The organism is Pseudoxanthomonas sp. JC1303, from assembly GCF_058448525.1.
The window spans coordinates 3,138,565-3,163,306 of sequence record NZ_CP185958.1 but is presented as its reverse complement, the minus strand read 5'-3'; the positions used below and the strand labels follow the sequence as shown (position 1 = coordinate 3,163,306).

Genomic DNA, 24,742 nt, shown 5'->3' with positions numbered 1-24,742 from the left:
GGGCTCCCCCCGACCGCACTCCAGCCCGTTTCAATCAAGGCCTGGCACTTGATTGCTGCCCCTGCGACACCGACCGTCCGTAACGCGTCGCCCTTCCCTGCTGCTTACGTAACCGCGCTACGCGGCTTTTCCATGGGAACACTCAGGTAGGCCAGATGCTTGGCCTCGATGCGCCCTCGCGTCACCGTATCAAGGATGAGACCGCAGGCCAGGAGCAAAAAGCCTAGCAACATCAGTGCCACAGACAGGATCGCCGTCGGGAAACGCGGGACAAGGCCCGTTTCTAGATAGGTGAACAGCAACGGCAAGGCGATCAGGATTGAAGTGAGCGCACACCCGAGGAAACCGATCGAAAAGAACAGCAGGGGACGCTCGGCCTTGAACAGGCGGACGATGGTCGCCAGGATCCGCGCGCCATCGCGCCAAGTGTTGAGTTTGCTCACCGAACCCTCCGGACGGGCACCGTAGCGGGTAAGTACTTCGGCCACCGGCATGCGCAACTGTAGGGCGTGCACGGCGAGTTCGGTTTCGGTCTCGAACCCGGCCGCATGCGCCCCGAACGACTTGACGTAGCGTCGCGAGAACACGCGGTACCCCGACAGCAGGTCTGCGAAGCTGCGTCCGAACAGCTGCCCCACGCAGCCGGTCAGCAAGCGGTTGCCGGTGCGGTGACCAGCACGGTAGGCCTCTTGCACTTGGCTCTGTCTCGCTCCCACCACCATGTCCAGCCCGTCGCGCAACAAGGTGTCGACCAGCATCGGCGCGGCGGCTGGATCGTACGTGCCGTCACCGTCGACCAGGACATAGACGTCGGCCTCGACATCGGCGAACAGCCGCCGCACCACGTTGCCCTTCCCCTGCAGGTGCACGGCACGCATCTGAGCGCCCGCAGCGCGGGCCACCTCGGCAGTCCCGTCACTGGAATTATTGTCGAAGACATGAAGCTGCGCGCCGGGAAGCGCCGCAGCGAACCCGCGCACGACCTCACCGACCGTTCCCGCTTCGTCGTGGCAGGGGATCAGGACTGCAATGCGCAGGCCGTGCGGGCGCATCGCCGCGCTGACCTCCATGGTCGAGACTTCCATCTGGTGCGGGATGACTGTGTGGCAGCGGGACGCAAGCTAACCCGCCGCGGCTACTTGATGTCAACCGGCTGTTCCGACCAGTCCTCGACGCTGTCGTCCTGGCCATGCAGGCGCAGCCCCATCCAATGCCGACCGGGGCGCAGCCCGCTGACATCGACCTGCGCGCGGAATCCCACGTCGGGATGATGCGGATCGGTCGAGATCTTCCAGTACACCGCCACCCCCGGATCGGGCAGACCATAGCGCGCCTGTGCCACCACCTTGCCGTCGATGAGGACCTCCACGCCCTTCAGCCCGACGCCGTCCTTGAACGCCCAGCCTTGCACCGTGAATGCGCCCGACACGCTTGCACCGCTGACCGGATGATCGATCCAGGCCATCGCGGGCGTCGTGCATACCGGCCCGCGCCCTTCCTGGTCGCGTCGCGAGTGCGCCGCATCGCGTTTGGGCAGATAGAACAACAGAAAGCGCTGGCGCCCATGATCGACATTGATCACGCGCGGAGGCGGCAACGGCCCCACCCGCTCGCATAGCGCGTGGTAACGCGCCAGCAGAAGCTTGTATTGCACTTCGCTGGCACCAACCACCAGCAGTTGCGCAGTGGGGCTGCTGCCATCGCGATGCAGGTTCCACAGGCGCAACTGCGGGGCACGCCCATGCTTGACGTTGAGCGGATGGTCCAGCACCGGGATCGCATCGTCGCCCAGCGCGAACCCGAGTTCCGCGCCCAGTTTGAAGTTGTCGGCCAGCATGCCCGTCTGCCCGGGATGGCGGGCCAGCTCCTCGCGCACCGCCACGGCCAGCTGGTCCCAGCCGGCAAAGTTGTAGGGATAGAACTTGTTGGCCGCCAGGTCTTCCCGCCAGCGCGGCACCGAAGCCACCAGGTAATAGCCCAGCACCACCGCCAGGCCGGCCCCGCACAGCGCCCAGGTCGCCTGGCGTAGCCGGCGCGGCCATTCCTGCAGCAAGGTGGGCACCGCCAGCAGCAGCGGCAGATATCCAGGCAGCGTCCAGTGGAAACTGACGCGCTCGACATCGGCAAAGAACCCCAGCGCGAAGAAGCCAAGGGTCGACACGCCACCGAGCAGGCCAAAGTAACGCCATTGCGACGGCATCTGCCCGTGGTCGGCGAACGCGCGACGCAGCACCTGGAGCAGCGCAAAGAACAGCAGCGGCGTCACCAATGCGGCCTGTACCACCACGAACAGCACGCCAGTCGCCTGGAACGTCCAGGGATGTCGGTCCACCAGTTGGAAGCGCAGGCCCGCATCGGCATTCTCGATGTTCCAGGCGATCAGCGGCATCCAGGCGGCCACACCCATCGCCAGCGCCACCCAGACGCGCACGTCCAGCAGCACGCGCCGGCCGCGTGGCATCAGCAGCAAGGCAATGAAACCCACACCGACCACACCGGCGAAGCGGTAATGGCTCAACGCCCCGATCACCAGACCCAGGGCCAATTCCGCTGCCGCGGCCGCCTCCACCTCGCGCAGCAGGCGGGCTCCGGCATCCAGGCACAGCACGGTGGCAAAGGCCATCGGCACATCGGGCACCGCCATGATGCCCAGGCTGCCCGACAGCGGCATCAGCAGGACCAGCGCGCCGGCACGCCAGCCCGCCGCGCGTCCGAACCAGCGCCCGCCAATACCCGCCAGCAGCCACGGCAAAAGAGCGGCCAGCAGCAGGAAGGGCATGCGGATGGCCAACACATGCTGGCCTCCGATTGCCGTTCCCAGGCGCACCATCCAAGCGGTCAGGCCCGGCAGGTCGGAATAGGCCGCCGCCAGGTGCCGACCCTCCTGCCAGTAGAAGGCCTCGTCGACGAACAACGGCAGGCGCGCCGCGATCAGGATCTTGATCACGGTCAGGCACAGCCACAGCGTCAGGAACGTGCGCTGCGCGCGCGCTTCGTCATTCATGGAGCCAGTACACTCAAATCGCAGACAACGTGAGGTGGGAGATACGATGCAGGACAGCCCGGCAACGCACCCGATGCTACCCGATGCCCTGGTGCAGGCCCTGCAGCAGGCACAGGCGCAAGTGAATGGACTGGTGTTGGGCAAGCGCCTGCAGGTGCGCCTGGCGTTCGTCGCCCTGCTGGCCGATGGCCATCTGCTCATCGAGGATCTGCCCGGATTGGGCAAGACGACGCTGGCCCATGCCATGGCCGCCACGCTCGGCCTCGGGTTCCAGCGCGTGCAGTTCACCTCCGACCTGTTGCCCGGCGATGTGCTGGGCGTGTCGATCTATGACGCGCAGACGCGTCAGTTCCAGTTCCATCCCGGCCCGGTGTTCACCAACATCCTGCTGGCCGACGAGATCAATCGCGCGCCCCCGCGCACCCAGAGCGCCCTGCTCGAGGCGATGGCCGAACACCAGGTCACATTGGATGGCACCACGCACACGTTGGACGAACCCTTTTTCGTGATCGCCACGCAGAACCCGATGGACCTGTCGGGCACCTACCCACTGCCCGATTCGCAACTGGACCGCTTCCTGCTGCGCATGGGGCTGGGTTATCCCGATGCCAAGGACGAGCGCGCCCTGCTCGCCGGCAGCGACCGGCGCGAGCTCATCGCCAGCACGCGCCCGCTGCTGGGCGTGGAGCAGGTGCTCGCCCTGCGCCAAGCCGTCGGCGGCGTTCATGCTAGCGAGACGCTGATCGACTACGTCCAGGCCCTGCTCTCCCGCAGCCGGCGCCAGCCAGGGGTGCGCGTGGGACTGTCGCCGCGCGCGGGGCTGGCCCTGCTGCGCGGCGCGCGTGCGCATGCGCTGCTGCTCGGCCGTGACCACGTGTTGCCCGAGGACGTGCAGACGCTGTTCCCGGCGGTGGCCGCACACAGGCTCGTCCCCGATACCGAGGGCAGTTCTTCCACCGAGTTGTCCCACGCCATCCTCCACGCGGTGTCGGTGGACTGATCAGTGAGTGCGATCCGCACGACCGGGCTGCGCCAGCGACTGGCCTTGCTGGCGCGGCCGCGCCAGGCCGAGACCTTGCCGGTCACGCTGGATCGACGCCGGGTCTATGTGCTGCCGACTCCGTTTGGTCTGTTCGCCGGCCTGCTGGTGGCCACGATGCTGCTCGGCGCGTTGAACTACAACAACAACCCCGCTCTGCTGCTCGCCCTGCTGCTGGCGGCCACGCTGATGGCCAGCCTTTTGGCAGCGCACCTGCAGCTTTCGGGGCTGCGCGTGGAGGCGGTGCGGGCCGAGCCGGTCCACGCCGGCGCCCCCCTGCTGGTTCAAGTCGCCCTTTCCGAAGCGGACCGCCGCGCCCGCGTCGGGCTGCGGCTGGGGTCCGGGGGCGAAGAGGTGCTGGTCCCCAGCCTGCTGGACAGTACGGTGGTGGCCGGCCTCGCCCACCCCACCGAGGTGCGCGGCTGGCTACACCTGCCGCGCCTGCGGGCGTCCACCACCCAGCCATTGGGCGTGGCACGGGCCTGGTCCTGGATCTGGCCGGCGACCCCGCTGCTGGTCTATCCGGCGGTCGAGGCCGATGGCCCGCCGTTGCCCGCCCCGGCCGGCGCGGCGCGGCGCACCCGCGTGCAGGCCGCGGGTGAGGAACTCCACCACCTGCGCGCCTATCGCCCCGGCGATGCACCGCGCACCATCGCGTGGAAGCCTTCCGCGCGACGCGACACGCTCCTGGTCCGTGAGTACGAGCATCCGGTCGGGGTGGAGGTCTCGCTGGACTGGGCGTCCCTGGCCGCCCTGCCCTACGAGGCAAGGATTCGCCGGCTCGCGCACTGGGTCGAACTGGCGGAACGTCAGGCCTGCCGCTATCGCCTGCGCCTGCCGGGGCAGGCACCGCTCGGCCCCGCCCTGGGTGCCGAGCATCGCCATCAGTGCCTGCGGGCCCTGGCCCTGATGCCGGCCGGCTGACACGTGCTCGCCCGCCGCTCCACTTCACCCCGTCTGGATCCGCGCAGCCGCCTGTGGGCGCTGGCCTCAGCGGGATTTGGCCTTCTGCCCCTGCTCTTGCAGCTGCCGGGCAGCACCGCCATCGCCGTGGGGAGCGTCGGCCTGCTCAGCGCAGGCATCGCCTGGCGCCGGCCGATCCCATTGCTGCTGCGCCTGGTCCTGGCGCTGACGGCACTGGGCGCGGTGCTGTGGTCGGCCGGGCCGCACTTCGGACGCGATACCGGGTGTGCCTTGCTTGCGGCGATGCTGGCGATCAAACCCACCGAAACCACCAGTCTGCGCGATGGGCGCAGCCTGGTCGGCTTCGCGTTGTTCGCGCCCTTCGCCGCTTTCCTGCTCGACCAAGGCCCGATGACGATGGCGCTGGGCCTGGCCTCGGTGCTGTGCGCGCTGGTGGCCATGCAACGCCTGGCAGCCCTGGAGTCGGGGCTGACAGTGTTGGGCGCGAGCACCCTTCATCGCGCCCGCCCCTGGCAGATCGGACGCTTGGTCCTGATGGGCGTTCCGCTGGTGCTGCTGACGTTCTGGCTGTTCCCGCGCCTGTCCAACCCGCTGTGGGGCCTGCCCGAACGCGCGGTCGGCCGCCCCGGCCTGGCCGACACGATGAAGCCCGGCGAATGGATCGACCTGCTCGCCGATGACACCCCAGCGGCGCGGGTGCGCTTCTTCGGCCCCACGCCCCCGTCTTCGCAGATGTACTGGCGCGGGCCAGTGCTGACCGATTTCGATGGACGGACTTGGCAGGCCTCGGGCCCATCGCGCAATCGCGCGCCCGTGGAGGTCACCCGTCGCGGGCCGCGATACGACTACCAGCTCGACTACGAACCCACGGACCGGCGCCAGCTGGTCGCCCTGGACCTGCCGCTTTCGGCCCCCGATGGCGCGCGCCTGGCGGGCGATTACGAACTGATCTCCGCACGCCCGCTGTCCGGTCTCACCCGCTGGCGGCTGCAATCCTCGGCGCCGGCACGGTTTGCCGCCGATGCCGGTCCCGCGGAGCTGCGGCAGGCCTTGCGGCTGCCGCCGGGCTTCAATCCACGCACCGTCGCGCTGGGGCGCCAGTGGCGTGACGCGGCGGGCCGCGACGATGCGGCGATCGTGCGCCGGGCGATGGACTGGATCCGGCAGGACTTCGCCTACACGCTCGACATTCCCTTGCCCGGGCGCGACATGGCCGACGAATTCCTGTTCCAGACCCGGCAGGGCTTCTGCGAGCAGTTCAGTTCGTCGTTCGTGATCCTGATGCGCGCGGCGGGCGTTCCGGCGCGCGTGGTCACTGGTTATGTCGGCGGCGTGCGCAACTCCTTGGGCGGCGGCTACTGGATCATCCGTCGCCAGGACGCCCATGCCTGGGCCGAAGTCTGGCTGCCCGGGCGTGGCTGGGTGCGCGTGGATCCCACCGCCGCGGTGGCACCCGAGCGCATCTACGACACGATCGACGACCGGGCCCAGGCCGGCGACGGTGACGCTGGCGGCTTTGCCGGCCTGAGCCGCTTTTCCGAGGTCAGCGACTGGCTGCGCCGCAACTGGAACGACCTGGTCCTGAGCTTCGATGCGCAGCGCCAGCGCGACCTGCTGCGGCCGTTGGGTTTCGGGCGACTGGACGAGGGCAAGCTCGGCCTGCTGTTCGCCCTTGCCGGCGGCGGCACCTTGCTAGGCATGGCCTGGCTGCTGGCACGTGGCGAACGCGAGCGCGACCCGCTGCTGCGTCAGTGGCATCGCCTGGGCCGCCGCTACCGGCGCTACGGCCTGGAACCCCTGGCATCCGAGCCGGCGATGGCCTGGGCGCGGCGCGTTGCAGATGCGCGACGTGACCGGCCTGACACAAACGAGAACCTCATCTCACTCAGCCGGCGTTTCGCGGAATCGCGTTACGCTCTGAGTCATGCGGACGTCCGGGCGCTGATACGCGATCTGCGCCGGCACCGTCCGTGAACCACAGCGAGGTCTGTATGAATACGACTGCTTCCGTCCGCTTGCTGGCTGCTGGAGCCCTGGCGATTTTTCTCGGTGCCTGTGCCACCGTTCCCAAGCCGCTGCAGGGCGAATTCCCCGGCGTCACTCCCCGCGACACCGTCGCCGGCGCGCAGGCCGGGGCCCAGGTCCGCTGGGGCGGTCGCATCGTGGAGACCAGGCCGCGCGCGGACAGCACCTGCTTTGAAATGATCTCCGCCCCCCTGGGTGCCACGGGTCGTCCCTTGAGCAGCTCCCCGGATGCCACCGATGGTCGCTTCATCGCGTGCCGCGCCGGCTTCTATGACCCGGCGATCTTCGCCAAGGGCCGCGAAGTGACCTTCATCGGCCGCGTGGACGGGTTCGAGAACACCCGCATCGGCGAGTACGACTATCGCCTGCCGCGCGTGACCGCCGACGTGGTCTACCTGTGGCCGGAAGTGAAAGAGGTGCAGGTGCGCCCGTATCCGGGCCCGTACTACGACCCGTTCTGGGGTCCGGGCTGGGGCTGGGGCCCACGTTGGGGCTGGTGGTAAGCCCAGCGGCATCGACCTGAAAGCGAAGGGCCGGCATTGCCGGCCCTTCTGCCGTATGCGGGAAGCGGCGACTCAGCCACCAGGTGCGCCGAAGCGCCCCAGCGTGGCGCCTGCCAGCAGGTGCAGGTGGATGTGGTAGACGGTCTGCCCGGCGTCCTCGCGGCAGTTCATCACCACCCGATAGCCGTTCTCGGCAAAGCCTTCGGTTCGCGCGTATTCGGCGGCGGCCAGCACCAGCCGGCCCACCAGCGCGGCCTGGTCGGTCTTGAGATCGTCCAGCGTCGGCACGTGGACGGTCTTGGGAATGAACAGCACGTGCACCGGCGCCTGCGGTGCGATGTCCTTGAAGCCCAGCACCTCGTCGTCCTCGTAGACGATGGTCGCCGGGATCTCGCGCCGGATGATCTTGCCGAAGAGGGTGTCGTTCATGGCCTGCCGTCTTGCTGCGAAAGCCCAAGCTTAGCCGCCCCCGGCCGGACGCACACGTTCAGAGGACTTCGCTGCGCGAGCCGAAGGCGTGCGACAGCGTGCCGCGGTCGACGTATTCCAGCTCGCCTCCCAACGGCACGCCGTGGGCCAGCCGCATCGGCTTGACTCCCGCCTGCCGCGCCAACTGCGCCAGGTAGTGCGAGGTCGCCTCGCCTTCCACGGTGGGATTGGTGGCGATGATCAGCTCGGTGACCTCGCCCTCGCCCAGCCGGCTCGCGAGCTGCTCCAGGCCCAACTCGCGTGGACCGATGCCATCGAGCGGCGACAGCCGTCCCTGCAGGATGAAGTACAGGCCGCGATAGCCGGTGGCCTGCTCGATCGCCAGGCGGTCGGCGGGCGTCTCCACCGCGCACAGCTGATGCCGGTCGCGGCTGGCGCTGGCGCAGATCGCGCACAGCGCGCCTTCGGTGAAGTCCCGGCACTGCGCGCAATGGCCGATGTGCTCCATCGCCTGGCCCAGCACGCTCGCCAGGCGCCGGCCGCCGGCGCGATCACGCTCCAGCAGCTGGTAGGCCATGCGCTGGGCACTCTTGTTGCCCACGCCGGGCAGCACCCGCAACGCGTCGATCAGTTGTTCCAGCAGGGAGGCGCTCATGCGGGCGTGGCGTACTGCGCGGACCCGCGGACACTGCCGGGGCCTGCGCGGAGCGGCGACTTCAGAACGGCAGCTTCATGCCCGGCGGCAGCTGCATGCCGGCCGTGGCCGACCCCATCCGGTTCTTGGACTCGGCGTCGATCTTGTTGGACGCATCGTTGAAGGCGGCGGCCACCAGATCCTCCAGCATCTCCGCGTCGGAGAGCAGCGAAGGATCGATGCGCACCTTGCGGCACTCCTTGGCGCCGGTGAGGGTCACGCTGACCATGTTGCCGCCGGCGTTGCCGGTGACTTCCAGCTTGGCCAGTTCTTCCTGCGCCTTCTGCAGGTTTTCCTGCATCTTCTGCGCCTGCTGCATGAGTTGGGCAATGTTTCCGCGCATGTGTGCTTACTCGTCGAAAGGTCGGATGGAATCGGGCACCACCCGCGCGCCCTGCTGCTGGATCAGGCGCTGGACGTCGGGATGGTTCATGAACTGCTCCTCGGCCGAGGAGCGACGCTCGTCCTGACGGCGCGCATCGCGCTGGGCCAGGGTCTCGCCGTGGTCGGCGGTTTCGAACACGATCTTCGGGGCCTGGCCCAATGCCGCGCCCAGCGCCTCGGACAGGTCGCCGACCGAACGTTCGGTCCGCAGGTATTCGAACCCCGGTGCGAGCGACAGACGCAGCACCGCGTCCCCGTAGCCACCGAAGGCCGCATTGGCCGCCAGCTGCTTGGAGGGGCCGCTCAACTGCGCCGAGGCCACCAGCGCCAGCCACTGGTCGGCATCGGCGATGTCGGTGGCGGCGTTGGTCACGGTCGAGGGCACGACCGGCATGACCGGCGCTGGCGCCGGGGCGACAGCTTCGTGGCGGCGGACGTCGATCGCAGCGGCCGGCGCCGCGGGCGCGGCGACTTTCACCGCCTGCTCGGGGACCTCCCAGGGCGGGACGTCATCGGCGGCGACCGCAGCTTGCGGCTGGGTCGGCTCCGGCGCACGCGCCGCCACCGCGGGAGGCGCTGGAGGCGCTGCTGGAGGCGCAACCTCGGCCTCGCGCTCGGGCAGGCGTGGTGCGGTCGCCGCCTCCGGAGCCACCGGCGCGGCGGCAGCCGCGACCTGGCCAGTGGCGGAAGGCGTCGGCGCGGGACGGGCCGTCGCCGCCGTGGCGGGGGCGACATCGCCCGCACCGGCCGGGCGGAAGGCCAGCATCCGCAGCAGGCTCATCTCGAAGCCCGCCCGCGGGCTCGGCGCCAGATACAGGTCGCGCCGGCCATTGAGCGCCATCTGGTACCACAGCTGCACGACCTCAGGACGCAGGCGTTCGGCGAAGGCGGCTGCATCCACGCCCTCGGCCTCAAGGGTCACGCCCGGCACCAATTGCCGCACCTGGACACGGTGCAGGGCCTCGGCAAAGGCCTCCAGCACGCCACTCCAGTCCGGGGAGAAATCGGCCAGCGTGGCGATCGTGGACATCAGGCGCGCGCCGTCGCCCGCGGACAGCGCATCCAGCAGCGCGCCGACCTGGGTGCGGTCGACCGTGCCCAGCATGGCGCGCACGCCGGCGTCGGCCAGCTCGCCTCCGGTATAGGCAATGGCCTGATCCAGCAGCGACAGGCCATCGCGCAGCGAACCGTCCGCAGCCTTGGCGATCTGGTGCACCGCGCCCTGCTCGCAAGGGATCTGCTCGGCGCCCAGGATCTTGGTGATCTGCCCGCCGATCTGTTCCTCGTCCAGGCGCTTGAGGTTGAACTGCAGGCAGCGGCTGAGCACGGTGACCGGCAACTTCTGCGGGTCGGTCGTGGCCAGCAGGAACTTCACGTGCTCCGGCGGCTCCTCCAGCGTCTTGAGCAGCGCGTTGAACGCCGCCTTGGACAACATGTGGACCTCGTCGATCAGGTAGACCTTGAACTTGCCGCGCGAGGGCATGTACTGGGCGTTCTCGATCACCTCGCGCACGTCGTCCACGCCGGTGTTGGACGCCGCGTCGATCTCCAGCAGGTCGATGTAGCGCCCGGCGTCGATGTCCAGGCAGGCGGCGCACTCACCGCACGGATCGGCGCTGGTGCCGCGCTCACAGTTCAGCGACTTGGCGAAGATGCGCGCAATGGTGGTCTTGCCCACCCCACGGGTGCCGGTAAACAGGAACGCGTGATGGATGCGGCCGGTGTCCAGAGCATTGGACAGGGCGCGGACCACGTGCTCCTGCCCGACCAGTTCGGCAAAACGCTTGGGGCGCCACTTGCGGGCCAGGACGAGGTAGGACATGGCCGCTATTGTGCCATGCGCCTGTCGCACGCCCTGCGCGTTGGGGCCGCTTGAACGCCGCTCGCATCTGGCGCTCGCATTAAATCCATCCGACAGCTAGAATCTGCGCCCCTGAGCGCGGCCACGGCCATGTTCAGGTCCCGGAGAGGTGTCCGAGTGGTTGAAGGAGCACGCCTGGAAAGTGTGTAAGCGTCTAAACCGCGCTTCGGGGGTTCGAATCCCCCTCTCTCCGCCAGATTCAGGTCATCGCCCATGCGATGACGCAACACACCCGGGCCGCGCCTCGTGCGCGGCCCGCGTCCATGGTGGCCCCGTCGGCCCCTCGCGACGCTAGGTCGAAAATCCCGCCAGGGCCGGAAGGCAGCAACGGTATCGACTGACGCGGGCGCCGAGGTCAGCCGGCGGGGCCGCCACCTTTTTGGGGTACGCCATGCGTTCGCATTTCGTCTGCATGCGGTCGCCCGTAGCGCGGAGCTCGCTCCGCTGGGCTTTCCCGACGACCTGAGCGGAGCGCCGCCGAGCAAGCTCGGCGCTACAAGCGCATGATGGCCATGCGGCGAGGCCTCTACCTTTCGAGGGGATGCCGCGCGCCCGAGTCGCGCTTTCCGTGCTCTTGCTCGTAGCGCGGAACTTGCTCGACTTCCGCTGGGCCCTTGCGGCGACCTGATAGAAGAGCAGCCGAGCAAGCTCGGCGCTACAAGAACCCGAGGGTCAGGCGGCGCCGTCCGGCACTGCGGGATGCAGCCACGCATCCACGCCACTGGCGTAGCGCTCCCGCTTCCAGATCGGGACCCGCGCCTTGGTTTCGTCGATGATCCAGCGACAGGCCGCGAACGCGCCTTCGCGATGTCCTGCCGACACGCCGACCCACACGGCCATTTCGCCGATGGCCAGCTCGCCGATGCGATGCACGCAGCGTGCGTCGACGATGTCGAACTTCGCCAGCGCCTCGTCGAGGATCTTCTCGCCCTCGGTCGTGGCCAGCTCCACATAGGACTGGTAATGCAGGCCGGAGACGGGCTGGCCCTCGTTATGGTCCCGCACCCAGCCTTCGAAGCTGGCGAACGCGCCGGCGCACGCATCCAGCAGCTGCGCACGCAGCGGGGCTGGCTCGATCTGCTGGTCGGTGATGGCGAAGCGGGACATCGTCAGCCTCCACTGACCGGCGGGATGAAGGCGACCTGCGCGCCTTCGGCGGGCGCATCGTCCCAGCGGGCGAACGCGCCGTCCAGGGCCACGCGCAGGTGCGCGGTGTCCCAGGCAAAGCCATGGCGTCGCTTCACCTCGGCATACAGCCCCGCCAGGTCGGTGGCAGCTGTCTGCACCGATTCGCGCTCCACGCCCGCCGCCTGGCGCAGGCTGGCGAAATACAGCACGTCCAGCGTCGTCATGCCTGGACTCCGAAATCGCGCTTGCCGCCGTGTTTGCCCAGCAGCTGGGCCGGGCCCAGCACGATGGCGTGAGACAGCGCCTTGCACATGTCGTAGACCGTCAGGGCCGCCACGGTCGCGCCGGTCATGGCTTCCATCTCCACGCCGGTGCGATGGGTGGTGCGCACAGTGCATTCGATCCGCAAGACGTCCGCTCCACTCCAGTCGATGGACAGCTTGCAGCCGTCGATCGGCAAGGGGTGGCAGAAGGGGATCAGCTCGTGGGTGCGCTTGACCGCCATGGTGCCTGCGATCACCGCCGTGTCGACGATCCCGCCCTTGGCACTGCGCAAGGCATCGCGGCGCAACTGCTCAGCCACGTCCGGAGGAAACACGACCTGGCATTCAGCCGTGGCCTGGCGCGCGGTGACGGCCTTGGCCGAGACATCGACCATGGCCGGCTGGCCGGTGGCATCCAGATGGGTGAGGCCATCGGCCACACGCGGTGCTTCACTACTCACTCAACCCCCGATCAGAAACATTTCCACGCGCTTGCGCCGCGGCTGCGCGGCCTGGCCGCGGATCTCGCTGTAGCGGTCGGCGCGCCGGGACCACAAGCCCGCGACATGCTCGGCCAGCCCATCTTCTCCCTGCGCCAGCGCGGGACGCAGGTCGGTGCTGGCGCCGGAGAACAGGCAGGTATAGAGCTGCCCATCGGCCGAGACGCGTGCGCGATGGCAGTCACCGCAGAACGGCGCGGTCACGGAGGACACGAAACCGATCTCGCCGCCACCGTCGTCGAAGGCATGGCGCTCGGCCACTTCGCCGCGATAGTGCGCGTCGAGCGGGTGCAGCGGCCAGCGCGCATGGACGCGATCGCGCAGTTCGGCCGAAGGCACGACCTGGCCCGCACGCCAGTCGTTGCAGGTGCCCACGTCCATGAACTCGATGAAGCGCAGCACGTGGCCGCTGCCCCGGAAGTAATCGACCAGGGGCAGCACCTGGTCCTCGTTGACGCCGCGTTGCACCACGCAATTGAGCTTCAGGCTGGAAAAACCCGCCGCCACAGCCGCTTCGATCCCTTCCAGCACCGCCCCGATCTGCCCACGGCCGCCGGACATCTGCGCGAACCGTGCCGGCTCCAGCGCGTCCAGGCTTACGGTGATGCGGCGCAGGCCGGCCTCGTGCAGCGCGCGTGCATGCCGCGCCAGCAGCGAGCCGTTGGTGGTCAGGGCCAGGTCTTCGATGCCCGGCACCTGCGCCAGGCGGGCGATGAGCGCGGGCAGGTCCTTGCGCAGCAGGGGCTCGCCACCGGTGATGCGCAGCTTGTTGACGCCCACCTTGGCAAAGCCGCGCACCAGCGTTTCGATCTCATTGAAACTCATGCGCGTGGCACTGTCGAACCCGTAGTCATCCGGCACCCGCTCGGCCGGCATGCAGTAGCCACAGCGGAAGTTGCAGGCCTCGATGACCGACAGCCGCAGGTCGCGCAGCGGCCGGCCGCGCTGGTCCAGCGGCAGTTCGAGCGGGCGCAGGCGGGCGTTCATGTCAGATCGAGATGCGGGCGGTCCTTGGATCTCGCAAGGCTAGCACCTGCCCCGGCAACGCCACGTGGTGACCACGTCCGGCCAGCGCCTGCGCATCGGCGGCACTGGCGTGGTGGTACAGCACGCATCTCGCCAACAGGCTCGGCGGATATTCACGCTCCAGGTCATCGATGCCGCTGTGCGAGGGATTGCCGTGCAGGGCGCAGTCATGGGCGATGAGCTCATCGGCATCGGCATAACGGGCGAGGACTTCCGGGATGGGGCGCGTATCCCCGGTCCAGACCACCGAGCCCGGCAGGCGCAGGCCGAAAGCCGTCTGCGGCCAGTGATGACGCACCGGGAACACCTCCAGCCGCACCCCGTCATGCCAGAACGCCTCCCCCACCGGCACCAGCCGAAAGGCATCCCAGAAGTTCGCCCCTCCCTCGGCCAGGACATTCGGATATTCCGCCACGCGCTGGTGGAGCAGCGGCACGATCGGCGCCGGGACGTAGAGCAGCACGTGGCCGCGCCGCTGCGGATTGAAATAGGCGCTGCCAAACAGCCGCTCGAAGCCTCCCACGTGATCCAGGTGGGTGTGGGTGACGAATACCGCCGAAGGCGCATGGCCGTAGTGGCCGATGAAGGCCTCCAGGCCCTCGCTGCCGCAGTCGATCGTCAGCCACGGGGCGCCGTCGCGTTCCAGGGTCGCCATCGCAGACCCCAGTTCCACCGCCGACGCATTGCCGACGCCCTGGAACCGCAGTGTCCAGGCCATCTAGAAACCCTGCTCCCAGGCACGGTCGTAGGCCCGGCGCAGGCGGGCGAAGTCGTAGCCCGCCTCCTCCGCGCTGCGCTCGCCGCGCAGCTTGATCAGGGACCGGCGCAGTCGCGACAGGTTGGCCTCGCGCCAGCGCGTGGCGGGAATGCGCAGCACGCCACGGTCGAAGTCGATCAACCAGCCCCGCCCCTGCGGATCGAACAGGATGTTGTGCGCATTGAGGTCGGCATGGTCCAGCCCGGCGCGATGAAAGCGCGCGATCAGCCGCCCGGCCTCCTCGAGCGGGGCGTCGCTGCCCGCCACCTGGAACCGGTCGGCCAGCGAGCGCACTTCCGGCAGGCGCTCCATCAGCAGCGCGGCACGATAGGTCATGCCATCGCGCAAGTAGCTGGCCACGTAGGGCCGCGGCACCGGCAAGCCCTTGGCATGCAGCTCGCGGGTCAGGCGGAACTCGGCGAAACTGCGGGTGCGATTGGCGCCCCGCCACAGGTAGCGGTCCGTACTGAGGCTGGCGGCCATGCCCCCGCGCAGATAGAGACGCAGCAGGCTCGGTCCGAAGGGCGCGTCGATGAACCAGGCGCCGCCGCGCCCACCACTTTCCACCGGGCGTGCCCGCTCACCCCAGTAGGCTGGGTCCAACCATTGGGCGTCGGCTTGCCGCAGCCGCTGGCGGTCGAACAGAATTGCCCCGTAGCCGCGCTCTTCGCGGTACGGCACCAGAACTTCCGTCGCGTCAAAAGCGGCCATCGCGCGAGTCTATCAACATTGTCCAACGCTCCTGAGTCCTTGTGCCTGCTGCGCCTGTCCGCGCTGGGCGATGTCACCCATGTCGTGCCGCTGGTGCGGACCCTGCAGCGCGCCTGGCCGCAGCTCGAACTGGACTGGATCATCGACGGCGGTGGCCGCAAGCTGCTCGAAGGGCTGCCAGACGTGCGCTTCCACGTGTACGACAAGAAGACCGGGCTGGCCGGCATGCGCGCGCTGCGCGGCAGCTTGCCCGGACGCTTCGACGCCCTGCTGCAGATGCAGGTCGCCTTCCGGGCCAACGTGTTGTCGGCCTTCGTGCCGGCGCGTCGGCGCATCGGCTACGACCGCGGCCGTTCCAAGGACCTGCATGGACTTTTCATCAACGAGCGCATCGCCGACCGCCCCGGCATCCATGTGCTCGATGCCATCGGCAGTTTCTGCGAACCGCTGGGCCTGAAGCAGGACGCGGTGACCTGGGACCTGCCGGTGCCGGACGAGGCCTGGGACTGGGCGGCGGCCCAGTGGCCACAGGACGACCAGCCCGTGCTGATGATCTCGCCCTGCTCCAGCCACGTCCGGCGCAACTGGTATGCCGACCGCTATGCCGCGCTGGCCGACCACGCCATCGCCCAGGGCTGGCGCGTGGTGCTGTGCGGTGGCCGCAGCGCCCTGGAGGGCGAGACGGCCGACGCCATCGCCGCGCAGATGCGCGGCCCGGTGCTGGACCTGGTGGGCAAGGACACCCTCAAGCAGCTGCCCGCATTGCTGGCCCGCGCCAATCTGGTGGTCACCCCCGACTCCGGGCCGATGCACATCGCCAATGCCATGGGGACCAAGGTGCTGGGGCTGCACGCGGCCAGCAACCCGCGCCGCAGCGGCCCGTATTCGGACGTGCGCTATTGCGTGGACCGCTACGACGACGCAGCGCGCAAGTTCCTGGGCAAACCGGCCAGCGCGCTCAAGTGGGGGACCAAGATCGAATTCGACGAGGTGATGCAGCTGGTCACGACCGAGGACGCGATCGCCGCCTTCGAGCGCTATCGCGCCGACGCGCAGCGCTGAGACCAGGAACAACGCCGGGCGCCGCTGTCCCGCTCAACAGCGACTGGCTTGGTGCCTAGGGTGCGGCAGCGCCGGAGGCATAATCCTCGTAGGACTTCTCCTCCACGTAGGCCGAACCCAGCGCCACGTTGATGTCCTTCTTGATCCGCGCGCGAGTGTCATTCTCGAAGTACACGCTGCGCGCCAGGCGGATGAACTCCTCGTCGAAGGCCTGGGCCTTCTCCTTGACGCGGATGTCGTCCTCGATCACCCACAGGCGCTCGTTGACGGCCTTCAGGTCGGCACGCAGCTTGGCCACGTCCTGGACGGCGGCCGGATGGGCCATCCATGTCTTCTCCAGGGCGGACAGCTCCTTGCGCACGTTAGCCAGCTTGTCCGGGTCGCGCATGCGCTCGGACTTGATCTGCAGGATGGAGATCTTGTCGAGCAGCTCGCCGTAGGAAACGGGGGTCAGGATCTCGGACATGGGCGCACCGCAAACGGAAAGAGAAGTGGCAAGTCTAACGGCCACCGCCGCGCACGCACGGCCCGGGCAGACGCTGAAAAGCAGAACGGCCCCGTGGGGCCGTTCTGTGGAACATGGCGGAGAGGGTGGGATTCGAACCCACGGTACGCTTGCACGTACGCCTGATTTCGAGTCAGGTACATTCGACCACTCTGCCACCTCTCCGGGTGGTGCACCGCCGCCTTGGCGCCGGTCCCGGCGGTCGTTCCGGGGTTGCGCATGATACGGGGCCGCTCTCCTGCGGACAAGCACCGCGCCGCCGGGCCTGCTCCGCTCACCCGGGCAGCCGGTCCCGATCGGGCCGGGCATCGCGTCACGCGCGCCTGCCACGCTCGTTCGAAAGCCCCCGCTGTGCTTGTGGCCTGTCCTGTTCGCCGCGATCATGTCGTTCTGGTTTGTGACAGACAGGGCGACAAAAGGTCCTCATGATCGAGTTCGGACACCTCAGCCATGTCGGCCTGCGGCGCGCCCTCAACGAAGACACCTATTACGGCGACACCGAGCTGGGGCTCTGGCTGGTCGCCGACGGAATGGGCGGGCACGCCTGCGGCGAGGTGGCCAGCGCCCTGGCCCGCGAAACCATCGTGCGCGAGATTCGCCAAGGCAAGTCGCTCGGGCAGGCCATCCGCGTGGCCGATGAGGAAATCATCCGGACCTCGCGGCGCCGCAACGACTCCCTGCCCATGGGCACCACCGTGGTCGCTGCGCGGGTCCATGGCAACCGCTTCGAGGTGGCCTGGGTCGGCGACAGCCGCGCCTACCTGTGGCGCGATGGTCAGTTGGCCCAGCTCAGCCAGGACCACAGCTACGTGCAGGAGCTGATTGCCCAGGGCGCCCTGACCAGCGAGCAGGCGCGCTCCCACCCGCACCGCAACGTGGTCACCCAGGCCCTGGGCGTCACCGATCCGGCCCAGCTCAACGTGGAAACCCTCACCGGCGAGCTGCGCCCAGGCATGCAGCTGCTGCTGTGCAGCGACGGCCTGACCGAGGAGGTGGACGACCGCGGCATCGCCGACACCCTGCGCCAGGACGACTGCAGTGCGCAGGAGTGCGTCGATACGCTGATTGCGGCCGCGCTCGATGGCGGCGGCTCGGACAACGTCACCGCCATCCTGGTGCGCTGCAGCTGAGCCGGACTCCGCGACATGCCTGACGCATGGCCCCTTGAGTCAGGGGGCGGCCGCAAAGCGGCGGGGGTCTGGATGCCGGTGAGACGGGGCCCGGGTTCTGGCAAAGCCAAATCGCGGGGCGCCCGCGCGAATGCGCTGGCGCGTTAGCGGACAACGTCACCGCGATCCTGGTCCGCTGCAGCTGAGCCCAGCGGGCCTGGAGGATCAGGCCGGCTGCAACGTCTGCGCCACTGCGGGGGCTTCCACCATGTCCCACAGGCAGGTGCCGCCCCCCTTGGACCGCAGCTTCTCGAGCCGGGCGGCGTGGGCTTCAAGTTCGGCCGGTGTGGGCATGACCCGGGCGCGCAGGCCGACATTGCTGGCATCGAAGGCATGGCGCACCGGCTCGGCACGCGCCTGTCCGTCCTGCGGCAGGCCGAAGCCGATCTCCTCCTGCCCAGACGTCAGCGCGATATAGACATCGGCCAGGATCTGGGCGTCGAGCAGGCCGCCATGCAGGTGCCGGTGGGTGTTGTCCACGCCCAGCCGCTTGCATAGCGCGTCCAGCGAATTGCGCTGCCCCGGGAACTGCTCGCGCGCCATGGCCAGGGTATCGATGACCGTGCAGTGATCGGTCATGCGGCCATGCTGCGGGCCGGCCAGCGCCAGCTCGTTGTCCAGGAAGCCCACGTCGAAGGCCGCGTTGTGGATGATCACTTCCGCGCCGCGGATGTAGTCCAGGAACTCCTCGACCACTTCGGTGAAGTCCGGCTTGTCGGCCAGGAACTCCAGGGTCAGTCCCGTGACCTCCTGCGCACCGGGCTCGAACGCGCAGTCCGGCTTGAGGTACTTGTGGAAATTGCGACCGCTGGGCCGGCGCTCGATCAGCTCCACGCAGCCGATTTCCACGACCCGGTTGCCCTTCTTCCATTCCAGGCCGGTGGTCTCGGTATCCAGGATGATCTGGCGCATGGGCTAGCGCTCCTCGTGCAGCGTGATGGAAAACTGCCGCAGGACGTGGTCCACGCCCGGCAGCTGCGTCATTGTCTCAAAGGTGAAGCCCAGCCGGTCCAGGACCGCCAGCGAGGCGGTATTGCCTGGCGACACCAGCGCCAGCACGCGCGGCAGCCGCAGCACCTGGCGCGCATGGTCCAGCACCGCGCGCCCGGCTTCTGTCGCGTAGCCCTGCCCGCGCGCTCCGGGCAGAAAGGCGTAACCCAGGTCCGGCGCCGGTAAGCCCTCGCGCGTGACCAGGCCGATCTGGCCGATATCGCGATCGCTGGCGGCCTCGACCACCCGGCACAGGCCCAGTCCGTTGCTGGCGCGATAGGCCATGGGACCAAGCTGCAAGGCACGATGGGCGGCGTCCAGGTCGCGCACGCCGCTGTCACGCACGTGGGCGATGAACGCCGGATCGTTCATCACCGCCAGCATCAGCGCGGCATCACGGGCGCTGCCGCTCGGGTAGTGCAGCGCCAGGCGCGCAGTCCGCAGCGCCAGGGTGTCCTCGTCGCCGGACGCGCTCACGCGGCAGCGCCATCGCGCACAGCGATGGCGGCATCGCGTGCCAGCACGTCGACACGCTCGTTGTCGGCATTGCCCGAGTGACCCTTCACCCAGCGCCAGTCGATCTGGTGGCGCTGGGTGGCGGCCTGCAGACGTTCCCAAAGCTCGCGATTCTTGACCGCGCCGCCGCCGGCCGTCTTCCAGTTCTTGCGGATCCAGCCGGGCATCCATTCGGTGATGCCCTGGCGCACGTATTGGGAGTCGGTGATCAAGGTCACCTGACAGGGCTCGGTCAGGGCTTCCAGCGCCATGATCGCCGCCATCAGCTCCATGCGGTTGTTGGTCGTGTGCGCCTCGCCACCGGAGAGCTCGCGCTCGATCTTGCCGTAGCGCAGCAGCGCGCCCCAGCCGCCGGGCCCCGGATTGCCGAGGCAGGAGCCGTCGGAGTTGATGGTGATCTGCTTCATGCGTGTTCCGATGCGGAGCGCCAGGCGCTGTTTGAAAAAAAGGGAGCCAGTTGCGCCCGGCTCATGCCGGCACCGCGCCCCCCTGCCAGCGCGGCGGGCGGCTCGGCCTGAGGATCAGGTCCGGACCGCGCTTGTCGGCCTGCAGCAGGCAGATCGCACGCATCATGGACGGCGCGCTCCCGCTCCCGCTGCCGCGCCAGGCGGGCCCCAGCCACTGCGGCGGGTGCTGGCTGCAATCCAGCCCGGCGTCCTCCAGGTTGCGCCGCCAGCGCCCGGGGCCACGGATCGACAGGCCCGTGCGGCGCCAGCGCAGCCGGTAGGGACTGACCGGGTTGAGTGCGAACATCCACAGGCGGCCGCCAGGCTCGAGCACGCGGGCGCATTCGGCCAACACCCCGCGAACCCCATTTTCGGGCACATGCTGCAGCACCACCGCGCTGAAGCTATCCGAGGCCAGCGGGAGCGAAGGTCCACATCGCAGCGGGCCGTCGAACCCACCGGGCCTGGCCCGCAGCGTCACATCGGCGGCCACCACCGAGACGCCGGCGCCGCCGCCCGGATGCAACCACAGCGTCGGCGCGGCCGCCTTGGCGGCCAGGATCGCGGCGATCCGCTGCTGTTCGGCCGCCAGCAGGCGTTGGCCATCGGCGGTCCCGAACCATGCCAGGGGCTCGGGTTGACGTTGGGAGGCGGCGGCAGGCATGGTCGGGGATTGTAGAGGACGCTCCCGCGTCTGCCGACCGAAGCCCATGCCTGCACTCACCGCGCTCACCGCCTTTTCCGACAACTACATCTGGGTTCTGGAGGGAGAGGAAGGCGACGCGGTCATCGTGGACCCGGGTGAGGCCGCGCCGGTGCTGGCCGCCGCCCAGCAGGGCCTGCGGCCGGCCGCCATCCTGGTGACCCACCACCATGACGATCACTGCGGTGGTGTCGGCGCGCTGCTGGCCCAGTGGCCTGATCTGCCGGTGATTGCCGCAGACGATGAACGCATCACCACTGCGACCCATCGGGTGGGCGACGGGGAAATCGTCACGGCGGCCGGGATGGCATTTCGCGCCATCTTCGTTCCCGGGCACACGCGGAGCCACGTGGCCTTCCACCGCCAGGAGACAGGTGGCGAACTGTTTTCGGGTGACACCTTGTTCAGCCTCGGCTGCGGGCGGCTGTTCGAGGGGACGCCGGCGCAGATGCTGGCGTCACTGGATGCCCTGGCCGCGCTGCCGGATGACACCCCCGTGTGCTGCGGGCACGAATACACCCAGTCGAACGCAGCCTTCGCCTTGGCGGTCGAGCCCGGTAACGCCGCCCTGCACGCCCGCGCACGCGAGGTCGATGCACTGCGTGCGCAGGGGCGGCCCACACTTCCGGTGACTCTGGCCACCGAGCGCGCGACCAACCCGTTCCTGCGGGTGGATGTTCCCGAGGTCAGGCACGCGGTCGACGCATGGCTGGGCCAGGCTGCGGACAGCCGCGTGGAGACCTTTGCCGGCCTGCGCCGATGGAAGGACGGCTTTCGCGCATGAGGCGTGCGGTGCTCGCCCTCTGCCTGCTGGCGGCGGCTGGTGGCAGCTGCGCCGCGTGGGCGCAATCGACCGATCACCCTACCCCGTCGGGTAATGCGCCGGCCGACACGCTGGACGGCACGCTGATCTACCAGCAGTTCCGGGACGGCCTGGCCGAGCCGGACTGCACGCCCCAGGCCAGTGATGCCCAGTGGCAACGGCATTTCAGCCGTGCCCCGGCACGACTGGCCGACGAAAGCGACGATATCCTGCCGTTGTTCGGTTACGTGGTCGGCGCGATGCGCGATGCGGACCTGCCGACCGAGTTCGCCCTGATCCCGTTCGTGGAAAGCGGCTATCACCCTGGTGCCAGCAGCGGCAACGGCCCGTCGGGTCTGTGGCAGTTCGTCTCGCTGACCGCGCGCAACCATGGCGTGCGCGTGCGCAAGGGGTATGACGGGAGACTGTCTCCGGTGGATTCGACCCAGGCGGCGGTGCGCTATCTCAAGACCCTGCACGGGATGTTCGGGGGCAACTGGCGCCTGGCCGTGATGGCCTACAACGCGGGCGAGAATCGGGTCCTGCAATCTCTGCGCAAGGCCGGGGTGAACGCCAGCACGGCACGCCCAGCCAAGCTGCCCGGCCTGTCCCGGGTCACCTACACCTACGTGCAGAAGCTGCATGCCCTGGCCTGCAGCCTGGAGCAGGCCGGCACGGACCCCGCGTGGGTCGCGTCCCTGCACCGACCGGTGCCGCGCCTGCAGCCGCTGCAGCTTCCCTCCGATTTCGGCACGCTGGCCCATTGGGCACAACGCGAAGGTCATGACGCCGGTCAGCTGGCCGGCCTGAACCCGGCACTGTCGCGGCTGCACGGTTTCACCGGTGAGTCGCTATGGGTGCTGGCCCCAGCCGCGGACGGCGTCGCGCCCACGATCACGGCCAGCGACCTGGTGGGCGCCGAATCCGACGCCGGCCTGCAAGCCGACCAGCAGGCCCCTTTCCTCGCACGCCGTGCGCAGGCCCCGACCGCGACGCGCTCGCACACCGTGGCACGTGGCGATTCGGTGTGGTCCATCGCCCATCGCTACGGCCTGCGTCCCCAGCAGTTGCTCCAGTGGAACGGACTCAACGCCAAGTCGGTCATCAAGCCGGGCATGGTCCTGCAGCTGGCGGCGCCGTCGCCCTGATCGCAAGGCGTCGGGCCTGCCTCCACGGTGCCGGCCATCCGAGCCCTTGAACAAAAAAAGGCCGCGCTGGAAAGCGCGGCCTTTTCTCATGGCGCATGGACCACCGCCTCAGAGCCGGTCTTCGTGAACCTCGACCTTGAAACGCTTGCGTGCATCCTTCACGTAATCCACCACTTCGGCGCCTGCGAAGGCCTGTGCCACCTGCTGGCGGAACTGGTCGCGCTGCGCCTCGGGCAACTTGGAGGGGTCGCCGGGGGTGACCTTGTCCACGGTGAACATCACGTAGCGGCCATCCTCCATCTTCGTCTTGCCGGCCGACACCTTGCCATCGGCCGGTGCCGGGAGGGCAAAGACGGCCTCGTTACCGGCCCGCGAGGGAATCGGCGCACCACGCGGCAGGCCCGGGATCTGACCGGACTGGTAGTTGGCCTCGTCGGCGATGGCCTTGAGCGATTCACCCTTCTTGATCTTGGCCAGCACCGCATCGGCCTGCTTCTCCGCGGCCTTGGCGGCACGATCCGCACGCACCGCCGCAACCACCTGATCGTGGACCTGCTCAAGCGGACGATCCTGCGCCGCGCTGTGCCCGGTCACGCGCACCACCACGCTGTGCTGGTCATCCAGCTTGATCAGCTGGCTGGCGGTGCCATCGGCGATCATCTGCTCATTGAAGACTTGGCGCAGCACCAGCGGATTGGCCAGCACGCCGGGCGCATCGGCCGCACTGAACGGCCCGGCCTTCTGCACCTGCAGGTCGGCCGCCTTGGCCGCCGGGGCCAGCGTGTCGGGGTTGTCCAGTGTCGCGGTCACCAGCTTGCCGGCCACCTCGTTGTACTGCCGCGCCAATGCTTCGGTCTTGGCCTCGTTGGCCAACTGATCGCGCACCTCCTCGAACGGCTTGCCGGCCTCGCCCTTGATCTCCCGCAGCTTGATGACGTGGTAGCCGAAGTCGGTCTTGATCGGCCCGACCACCTCACCCGGCTTGGCGATGGAAAACAGCGCGTCCTCAAACGGCCCGACCATCATCCCGCGGCTCACCCAGCCCAGGTCGCCGCCGTTCTCCGCAGAACCGGTGTCCTGCGAATTGGCCTTGGCCAGCGCGGCGAAATCCGCACCCGGCGCCTTGGCTTCCTGGGCGAGCTTGGCGGCCTTTTCCTCAGCGGCCTTCTGCGTGGCCGCATCGGCCCCGGCCGGCACCGAAATCAGGATGTGCGAGGCCAGACGCTGCTCGGAAGAGAAGCGGGTCTTCTCGGCCTCGTAGCGCTTGCGCAACTCGGCCTCGTCCACCGGGGCCGGCGGCGGCAGCTTGCTTGCATCGACTTCGACGTACTCGACGCTGGCCTGCTCGGGCTTGCGGAAATCACCTCGGTGGCTGGTGTACCACTGCTTGGCCTGCTCCTCGCTCACCGGCGCGTTATCCGGCTCCGGTGCGGGCAGCGTGGCCAGGGTCACATCGCGCGTTTCGCCCAGCAGGCCAAACAGCTGCTCGACCTCCTTGTCGGTCACGAAGGCGGACTGCGCCAAGGCCTGCGGCACCAGCGCGATGGCCATGTCCTGACGCACCTGCTGCTGGTAGGTCGTGGGCGTCAGGCCCTGCTGCGCCAGCAGCGATTTATAGGTTGCGCCGTTGAACTTGCCATCGATCTGGAAGTTCGGATCGGTGGCGATCGCCTCGCGCAGCGCCTGGTCGCTCACCGACACACCGGCGCGCATCGCGGCCATTTCGACCACTTTGCGGTCCACCAGGTCGTCGAGCACCTTGCGCTTGTTGTCGGCCGAATCGAACTCGCGTGCATCGAAGGCTTCGCCCAGTTGCGCCTGCTGGCGCTGACGCGCATTGCGCAGCGCCATCTGGTAGTCCTGCGCACTGACCTGTTCGTGCTGCCACGCCATCGAAACCGGCCACCACGCTGGCGCGGATGTCCACCAGGTCGGCGGCGCCTTGACGGTGGCCACCGCGTTATCCGCGCCCCCGCCCATGTACTGGTTCACGCCCACGAAAGCGAACGGGACGATCAACAGGCCCATCACCACGGTGGCGATCCAGCCCGAAGTCTTTTCGCGAAGTGTCTGCAGCATCGAGTCGTTACGTCTGGTTCGGCAAGCCGCGCAGTTTAGCGTGGTTCCACGCCCAGTTCGACGTTACGGCGAGG

At 68.7% G+C, this 24,742-nt stretch carries 26 protein-coding genes, 2 tRNA genes and 1 other RNA gene; 10 read left to right on the top strand and 19 right to left on the bottom strand.

Annotated features, from left to right (window positions below):
• Positions 1 to 104 precede the first annotated feature (104 nt).
• Both ACORQU_RS14180 and ACORQU_RS14175 read right to left on the bottom strand, forming a co-directional pair.
• Entirely contained in the window at positions 105 to 1,085 is a 981-nt protein-coding gene (locus tag ACORQU_RS14180) for a glycosyltransferase (RefSeq protein ID WP_491641740.1), read from the bottom strand.
• A 50-nt stretch (positions 1,086 to 1,135) separates the two neighbouring features.
• The gene (locus tag ACORQU_RS14175; protein WP_491641739.1) at positions 1,136 to 3,004 is read right to left on the bottom strand and encodes an ArnT family glycosyltransferase; all 1,869 of its coding nucleotides are present in this window, start codon (positions 3,002 to 3,004) and stop codon (positions 1,136 to 1,138) included.
• A gap of 46 nt (positions 3,005 to 3,050) precedes the next feature.
• Between ACORQU_RS14175 and ACORQU_RS14170 the strand changes: the two genes are divergently transcribed.
• Genes ACORQU_RS14170 through ACORQU_RS14155 form a run of 4 tightly spaced genes read left to right on the top strand, consistent with a single transcriptional unit; the run spans position 3,051 to position 7,495 of the window.
• Positions 3,051 to 4,004 (top strand): AAA family ATPase, encoded by a 954-nt coding sequence (locus ACORQU_RS14170; RefSeq protein WP_491641738.1) that lies wholly within the window; start codon positions 3,051 to 3,053, stop codon positions 4,002 to 4,004.
• 12 nt (positions 4,005 to 4,016) lie between these two features.
• Positions 4,017 to 4,967 (top strand): DUF58 domain-containing protein, encoded by a 951-nt coding sequence (locus ACORQU_RS14165; RefSeq protein ID WP_271648728.1) that lies wholly within the window; start codon positions 4,017 to 4,019, stop codon positions 4,965 to 4,967.
• A 3-nt stretch (positions 4,968 to 4,970) separates the two neighbouring features.
• Positions 4,971 to 6,941, top strand: a complete 1,971-nt coding sequence (locus ACORQU_RS14160; protein WP_491641737.1) for a transglutaminase TgpA family protein — start codon at positions 4,971 to 4,973, stop codon at positions 6,939 to 6,941.
• 17 nt (positions 6,942 to 6,958) lie between these two features.
• A complete protein-coding gene (locus tag ACORQU_RS14155; RefSeq protein ID WP_271646621.1) occupies positions 6,959 to 7,495 on the top strand; it encodes a Slp family lipoprotein in 537 nt (178 codons plus the stop codon).
• 72 nt (positions 7,496 to 7,567) lie between these two features.
• Here the strand turns inward: ACORQU_RS14155 and ACORQU_RS14150 are convergent, their stop codons facing one another.
• The 4 genes from ACORQU_RS14150 to dnaX all read right to left on the bottom strand — a co-directional run bounded on the left by ACORQU_RS14150 (position 7,568) and on the right by dnaX (position 10,824).
• Positions 7,568 to 7,924: a histidine triad nucleotide-binding protein gene (locus ACORQU_RS14150; RefSeq protein ID WP_491641736.1), complete on the bottom strand. Its 357-nt coding sequence runs from the start codon at positions 7,922 to 7,924 to the stop codon at positions 7,568 to 7,570.
• 58 nt (positions 7,925 to 7,982) lie between these two features.
• Positions 7,983 to 8,579 (bottom strand): recombination mediator RecR, encoded by a 597-nt coding sequence (recR, locus tag ACORQU_RS14145; protein ID WP_491641735.1) that lies wholly within the window; start codon positions 8,577 to 8,579, stop codon positions 7,983 to 7,985.
• 61 nt (positions 8,580 to 8,640) lie between these two features.
• On the bottom strand, positions 8,641 to 8,961 hold the full coding sequence (locus tag ACORQU_RS14140; RefSeq protein WP_271646626.1) for a YbaB/EbfC family nucleoid-associated protein: 321 nt from the start codon (positions 8,959 to 8,961) through the stop codon (positions 8,641 to 8,643).
• 6 nt (positions 8,962 to 8,967) lie between these two features.
• Positions 8,968 to 10,824, bottom strand: coding sequence for a DNA polymerase III subunit gamma/tau (dnaX, locus tag ACORQU_RS14135; protein WP_491641734.1), 1,857 nt, complete (start codon positions 10,822 to 10,824; stop codon positions 8,968 to 8,970).
• 142 nt (positions 10,825 to 10,966) lie between these two features.
• Here dnaX and ACORQU_RS14130 point away from each other — a divergent pair.
• A tRNA-Ser gene (locus tag ACORQU_RS14130) sits at positions 10,967 to 11,059 on the top strand.
• Positions 11,060 to 11,135: 76 nt separating this feature from the next.
• An RNA gene (gene ffs, locus ACORQU_RS14125) (signal recognition particle sRNA small type) lies at positions 11,136 to 11,232 on the top strand.
• 303 nt (positions 11,233 to 11,535) lie between these two features.
• Here the strand turns inward: ffs and ACORQU_RS14120 are convergent.
• The 6 genes from ACORQU_RS14120 to ACORQU_RS14095 are packed head-to-tail and all read right to left on the bottom strand — an operon-like array spanning position 11,536 to position 15,248.
• Positions 11,536 to 11,970: a molybdenum cofactor biosynthesis protein MoaE gene (locus tag ACORQU_RS14120; RefSeq protein WP_491641733.1), complete on the bottom strand. Its 435-nt coding sequence runs from the start codon at positions 11,968 to 11,970 to the stop codon at positions 11,536 to 11,538.
• Positions 11,971 to 11,972: 2 nt separating this feature from the next.
• Positions 11,973 to 12,215 carry a MoaD/ThiS family protein gene (locus tag ACORQU_RS14115; RefSeq protein ID WP_491641732.1) on the bottom strand — a complete coding sequence of 81 codons (243 nt, stop codon included), beginning with the start codon at positions 12,213 to 12,215 and terminating at the stop codon, positions 11,973 to 11,975.
• On the bottom strand, positions 12,212 to 12,715 hold the full coding sequence (moaC, locus tag ACORQU_RS14110; protein WP_491641731.1) for a cyclic pyranopterin monophosphate synthase MoaC: 504 nt from the start codon (positions 12,713 to 12,715) through the stop codon (positions 12,212 to 12,214). Before moaC ends, ACORQU_RS14115 begins: the two co-directional genes overlap by 4 nt.
• On the bottom strand, positions 12,716 to 13,741 hold the full coding sequence (gene moaA, locus ACORQU_RS14105) for a GTP 3',8-cyclase MoaA (RefSeq protein WP_491641730.1): 1,026 nt from the start codon (positions 13,739 to 13,741) through the stop codon (positions 12,716 to 12,718).
• Position 13,742: 1 nt separating this feature from the next.
• Positions 13,743 to 14,498: an MBL fold metallo-hydrolase gene (locus ACORQU_RS14100; RefSeq protein ID WP_491641729.1), complete on the bottom strand. Its 756-nt coding sequence runs from the start codon at positions 14,496 to 14,498 to the stop codon at positions 13,743 to 13,745.
• Positions 14,499 to 15,248: a 3-deoxy-D-manno-octulosonic acid kinase gene (locus ACORQU_RS14095; protein WP_491641728.1), complete on the bottom strand. Its 750-nt coding sequence runs from the start codon at positions 15,246 to 15,248 to the stop codon at positions 14,499 to 14,501.
• A gap of 18 nt (positions 15,249 to 15,266) precedes the next feature.
• On the opposite strand from ACORQU_RS14095, the gene ACORQU_RS14090 reads away from it, so the two are divergent.
• Positions 15,267 to 16,310: a glycosyltransferase family 9 protein gene (locus ACORQU_RS14090; protein WP_491641727.1), complete on the top strand. Its 1,044-nt coding sequence runs from the start codon at positions 15,267 to 15,269 to the stop codon at positions 16,308 to 16,310.
• 55 nt (positions 16,311 to 16,365) lie between these two features.
• On the opposite strand, the gene ACORQU_RS14085 is transcribed toward ACORQU_RS14090, so the two are convergent.
• Positions 16,366 to 16,776, bottom strand: a complete 411-nt coding sequence (locus tag ACORQU_RS14085; protein ID WP_271646637.1) for a DUF6165 family protein — start codon at positions 16,774 to 16,776, stop codon at positions 16,366 to 16,368.
• Between the two features lie 114 nt (positions 16,777 to 16,890).
• Positions 16,891 to 16,980 (bottom strand) — tRNA-Ser (locus ACORQU_RS14080).
• Between the two features lie 260 nt (positions 16,981 to 17,240).
• Between ACORQU_RS14080 and ACORQU_RS14075 the strand changes: the two genes are divergently transcribed.
• Entirely contained in the window at positions 17,241 to 17,945 is a 705-nt protein-coding gene (locus ACORQU_RS14075; protein ID WP_271646638.1) for a PP2C family protein-serine/threonine phosphatase, read from the top strand.
• A 204-nt stretch (positions 17,946 to 18,149) separates the two neighbouring features.
• On the opposite strand, the gene dnaQ is transcribed toward ACORQU_RS14075, so the two are convergent.
• The 4 genes from dnaQ to ACORQU_RS14055 all read right to left on the bottom strand — a co-directional run bounded on the left by dnaQ (position 18,150) and on the right by ACORQU_RS14055 (position 20,600).
• A complete protein-coding gene (gene dnaQ / locus ACORQU_RS14070) occupies positions 18,150 to 18,896 on the bottom strand; it encodes a DNA polymerase III subunit epsilon (protein WP_491641726.1) in 747 nt (248 codons plus the stop codon).
• A gap of 3 nt (positions 18,897 to 18,899) precedes the next feature.
• Positions 18,900 to 19,451: a GNAT family N-acetyltransferase gene (locus ACORQU_RS14065; protein WP_491641725.1), complete on the bottom strand. Its 552-nt coding sequence runs from the start codon at positions 19,449 to 19,451 to the stop codon at positions 18,900 to 18,902.
• Positions 19,448 to 19,897, bottom strand: a complete 450-nt coding sequence (gene rnhA / locus ACORQU_RS14060; protein ID WP_491641724.1) for a ribonuclease HI — start codon at positions 19,895 to 19,897, stop codon at positions 19,448 to 19,450. The genes ACORQU_RS14065 and rnhA overlap by 4 nt, the downstream gene beginning before the upstream one ends.
• A gap of 61 nt (positions 19,898 to 19,958) precedes the next feature.
• Positions 19,959 to 20,600, bottom strand: a complete 642-nt coding sequence (locus ACORQU_RS14055; RefSeq protein ID WP_491641723.1) for a class I SAM-dependent methyltransferase — start codon at positions 20,598 to 20,600, stop codon at positions 19,959 to 19,961.
• A 46-nt stretch (positions 20,601 to 20,646) separates the two neighbouring features.
• Here ACORQU_RS14055 and gloB point away from each other — a divergent pair, with 46 nt between their 5' ends.
• On the top strand, positions 20,647 to 21,423 hold the full coding sequence (gene gloB, locus ACORQU_RS14050) for a hydroxyacylglutathione hydrolase (RefSeq protein WP_491641722.1): 777 nt from the start codon (positions 20,647 to 20,649) through the stop codon (positions 21,421 to 21,423).
• Complete coding sequence (locus ACORQU_RS14045) at positions 21,420 to 22,589, top strand: lytic transglycosylase domain-containing protein (RefSeq protein WP_491641721.1); 1,170 nt, start codon at positions 21,420 to 21,422, stop codon at positions 22,587 to 22,589. Before gloB ends, ACORQU_RS14045 begins: the two co-directional genes overlap by 4 nt.
• A gap of 108 nt (positions 22,590 to 22,697) precedes the next feature.
• Here the strand turns inward: ACORQU_RS14045 and ACORQU_RS14040 are convergent, their stop codons facing one another.
• Positions 22,698 to 24,668, bottom strand: coding sequence for a SurA N-terminal domain-containing protein (locus tag ACORQU_RS14040; RefSeq protein ID WP_491641720.1), 1,971 nt, complete (start codon positions 24,666 to 24,668; stop codon positions 22,698 to 22,700).
• Positions 24,669 to 24,742 lie beyond the last annotated feature (74 nt).

Excerpts from the sequence above, each read along its gene's own strand:
- ACORQU_RS14180 (WP_491641740.1), bottom strand. The coding sequence starts at position 1,085 with ATGGAAGTCTCGACCATGGAGGTCAGCGCGGCGATGCGCCCGCACGGC.
- ACORQU_RS14175 (WP_491641739.1), bottom strand. The coding sequence starts at position 3,004 with ATGAATGACGAAGCGCGCGCGCAGCGCACGTTCCTGACGCTGTGGCTG.
- ACORQU_RS14170 (WP_491641738.1), top strand. The coding sequence starts at position 3,051 with ATGCAGGACAGCCCGGCAACGCACCCGATGCTACCCGATGCCCTGGTG.
- ACORQU_RS14155 (WP_271646621.1), top strand. The coding sequence starts at position 6,959 with ATGAATACGACTGCTTCCGTCCGCTTGCTGGCTGCTGGAGCCCTGGCG.
- ACORQU_RS14150 (WP_491641736.1), bottom strand. The coding sequence starts at position 7,924 with ATGAACGACACCCTCTTCGGCAAGATCATCCGGCGCGAGATCCCGGCG.
- recR (WP_491641735.1), bottom strand. The coding sequence starts at position 8,579 with ATGAGCGCCTCCCTGCTGGAACAACTGATCGACGCGTTGCGGGTGCTG.
- ACORQU_RS14140 (WP_271646626.1), bottom strand. The coding sequence starts at position 8,961 with ATGCGCGGAAACATTGCCCAACTCATGCAGCAGGCGCAGAAGATGCAG.
- dnaX (WP_491641734.1), bottom strand. The coding sequence starts at position 10,824 with ATGTCCTACCTCGTCCTGGCCCGCAAGTGGCGCCCCAAGCGTTTTGCC.
- ACORQU_RS14120 (WP_491641733.1), bottom strand. The coding sequence starts at position 11,970 with ATGTCCCGCTTCGCCATCACCGACCAGCAGATCGAGCCAGCCCCGCTG.
- ACORQU_RS14115 (WP_491641732.1), bottom strand. The coding sequence starts at position 12,215 with ATGACGACGCTGGACGTGCTGTATTTCGCCAGCCTGCGCCAGGCGGCG.
- moaA (WP_491641730.1), bottom strand. The coding sequence starts at position 13,741 with ATGAACGCCCGCCTGCGCCCGCTCGAACTGCCGCTGGACCAGCGCGGC.
- ACORQU_RS14100 (WP_491641729.1), bottom strand. The coding sequence starts at position 14,498 with ATGGCCTGGACACTGCGGTTCCAGGGCGTCGGCAATGCGTCGGCGGTG.
- ACORQU_RS14095 (WP_491641728.1), bottom strand. The coding sequence starts at position 15,248 with ATGGCCGCTTTTGACGCGACGGAAGTTCTGGTGCCGTACCGCGAAGAG.
- ACORQU_RS14085 (WP_271646637.1), bottom strand. The coding sequence starts at position 16,776 with ATGTCCGAGATCCTGACCCCCGTTTCCTACGGCGAGCTGCTCGACAAG.
- ACORQU_RS14075 (WP_271646638.1), top strand. The coding sequence starts at position 17,241 with ATGATCGAGTTCGGACACCTCAGCCATGTCGGCCTGCGGCGCGCCCTC.
- dnaQ (WP_491641726.1), bottom strand. The coding sequence starts at position 18,896 with ATGCGCCAGATCATCCTGGATACCGAGACCACCGGCCTGGAATGGAAG.
- rnhA (WP_491641724.1), bottom strand. The coding sequence starts at position 19,897 with ATGAAGCAGATCACCATCAACTCCGACGGCTCCTGCCTCGGCAATCCG.
- ACORQU_RS14055 (WP_491641723.1), bottom strand. The coding sequence starts at position 20,600 with ATGCCTGCCGCCGCCTCCCAACGTCAACCCGAGCCCCTGGCATGGTTC.
- gloB (WP_491641722.1), top strand. The coding sequence starts at position 20,647 with ATGCCTGCACTCACCGCGCTCACCGCCTTTTCCGACAACTACATCTGG.
- ACORQU_RS14045 (WP_491641721.1), top strand. The coding sequence starts at position 21,420 with ATGAGGCGTGCGGTGCTCGCCCTCTGCCTGCTGGCGGCGGCTGGTGGC.
- ACORQU_RS14040 (WP_491641720.1), bottom strand. The coding sequence starts at position 24,668 with ATGCTGCAGACACTTCGCGAAAAGACTTCGGGCTGGATCGCCACCGTG.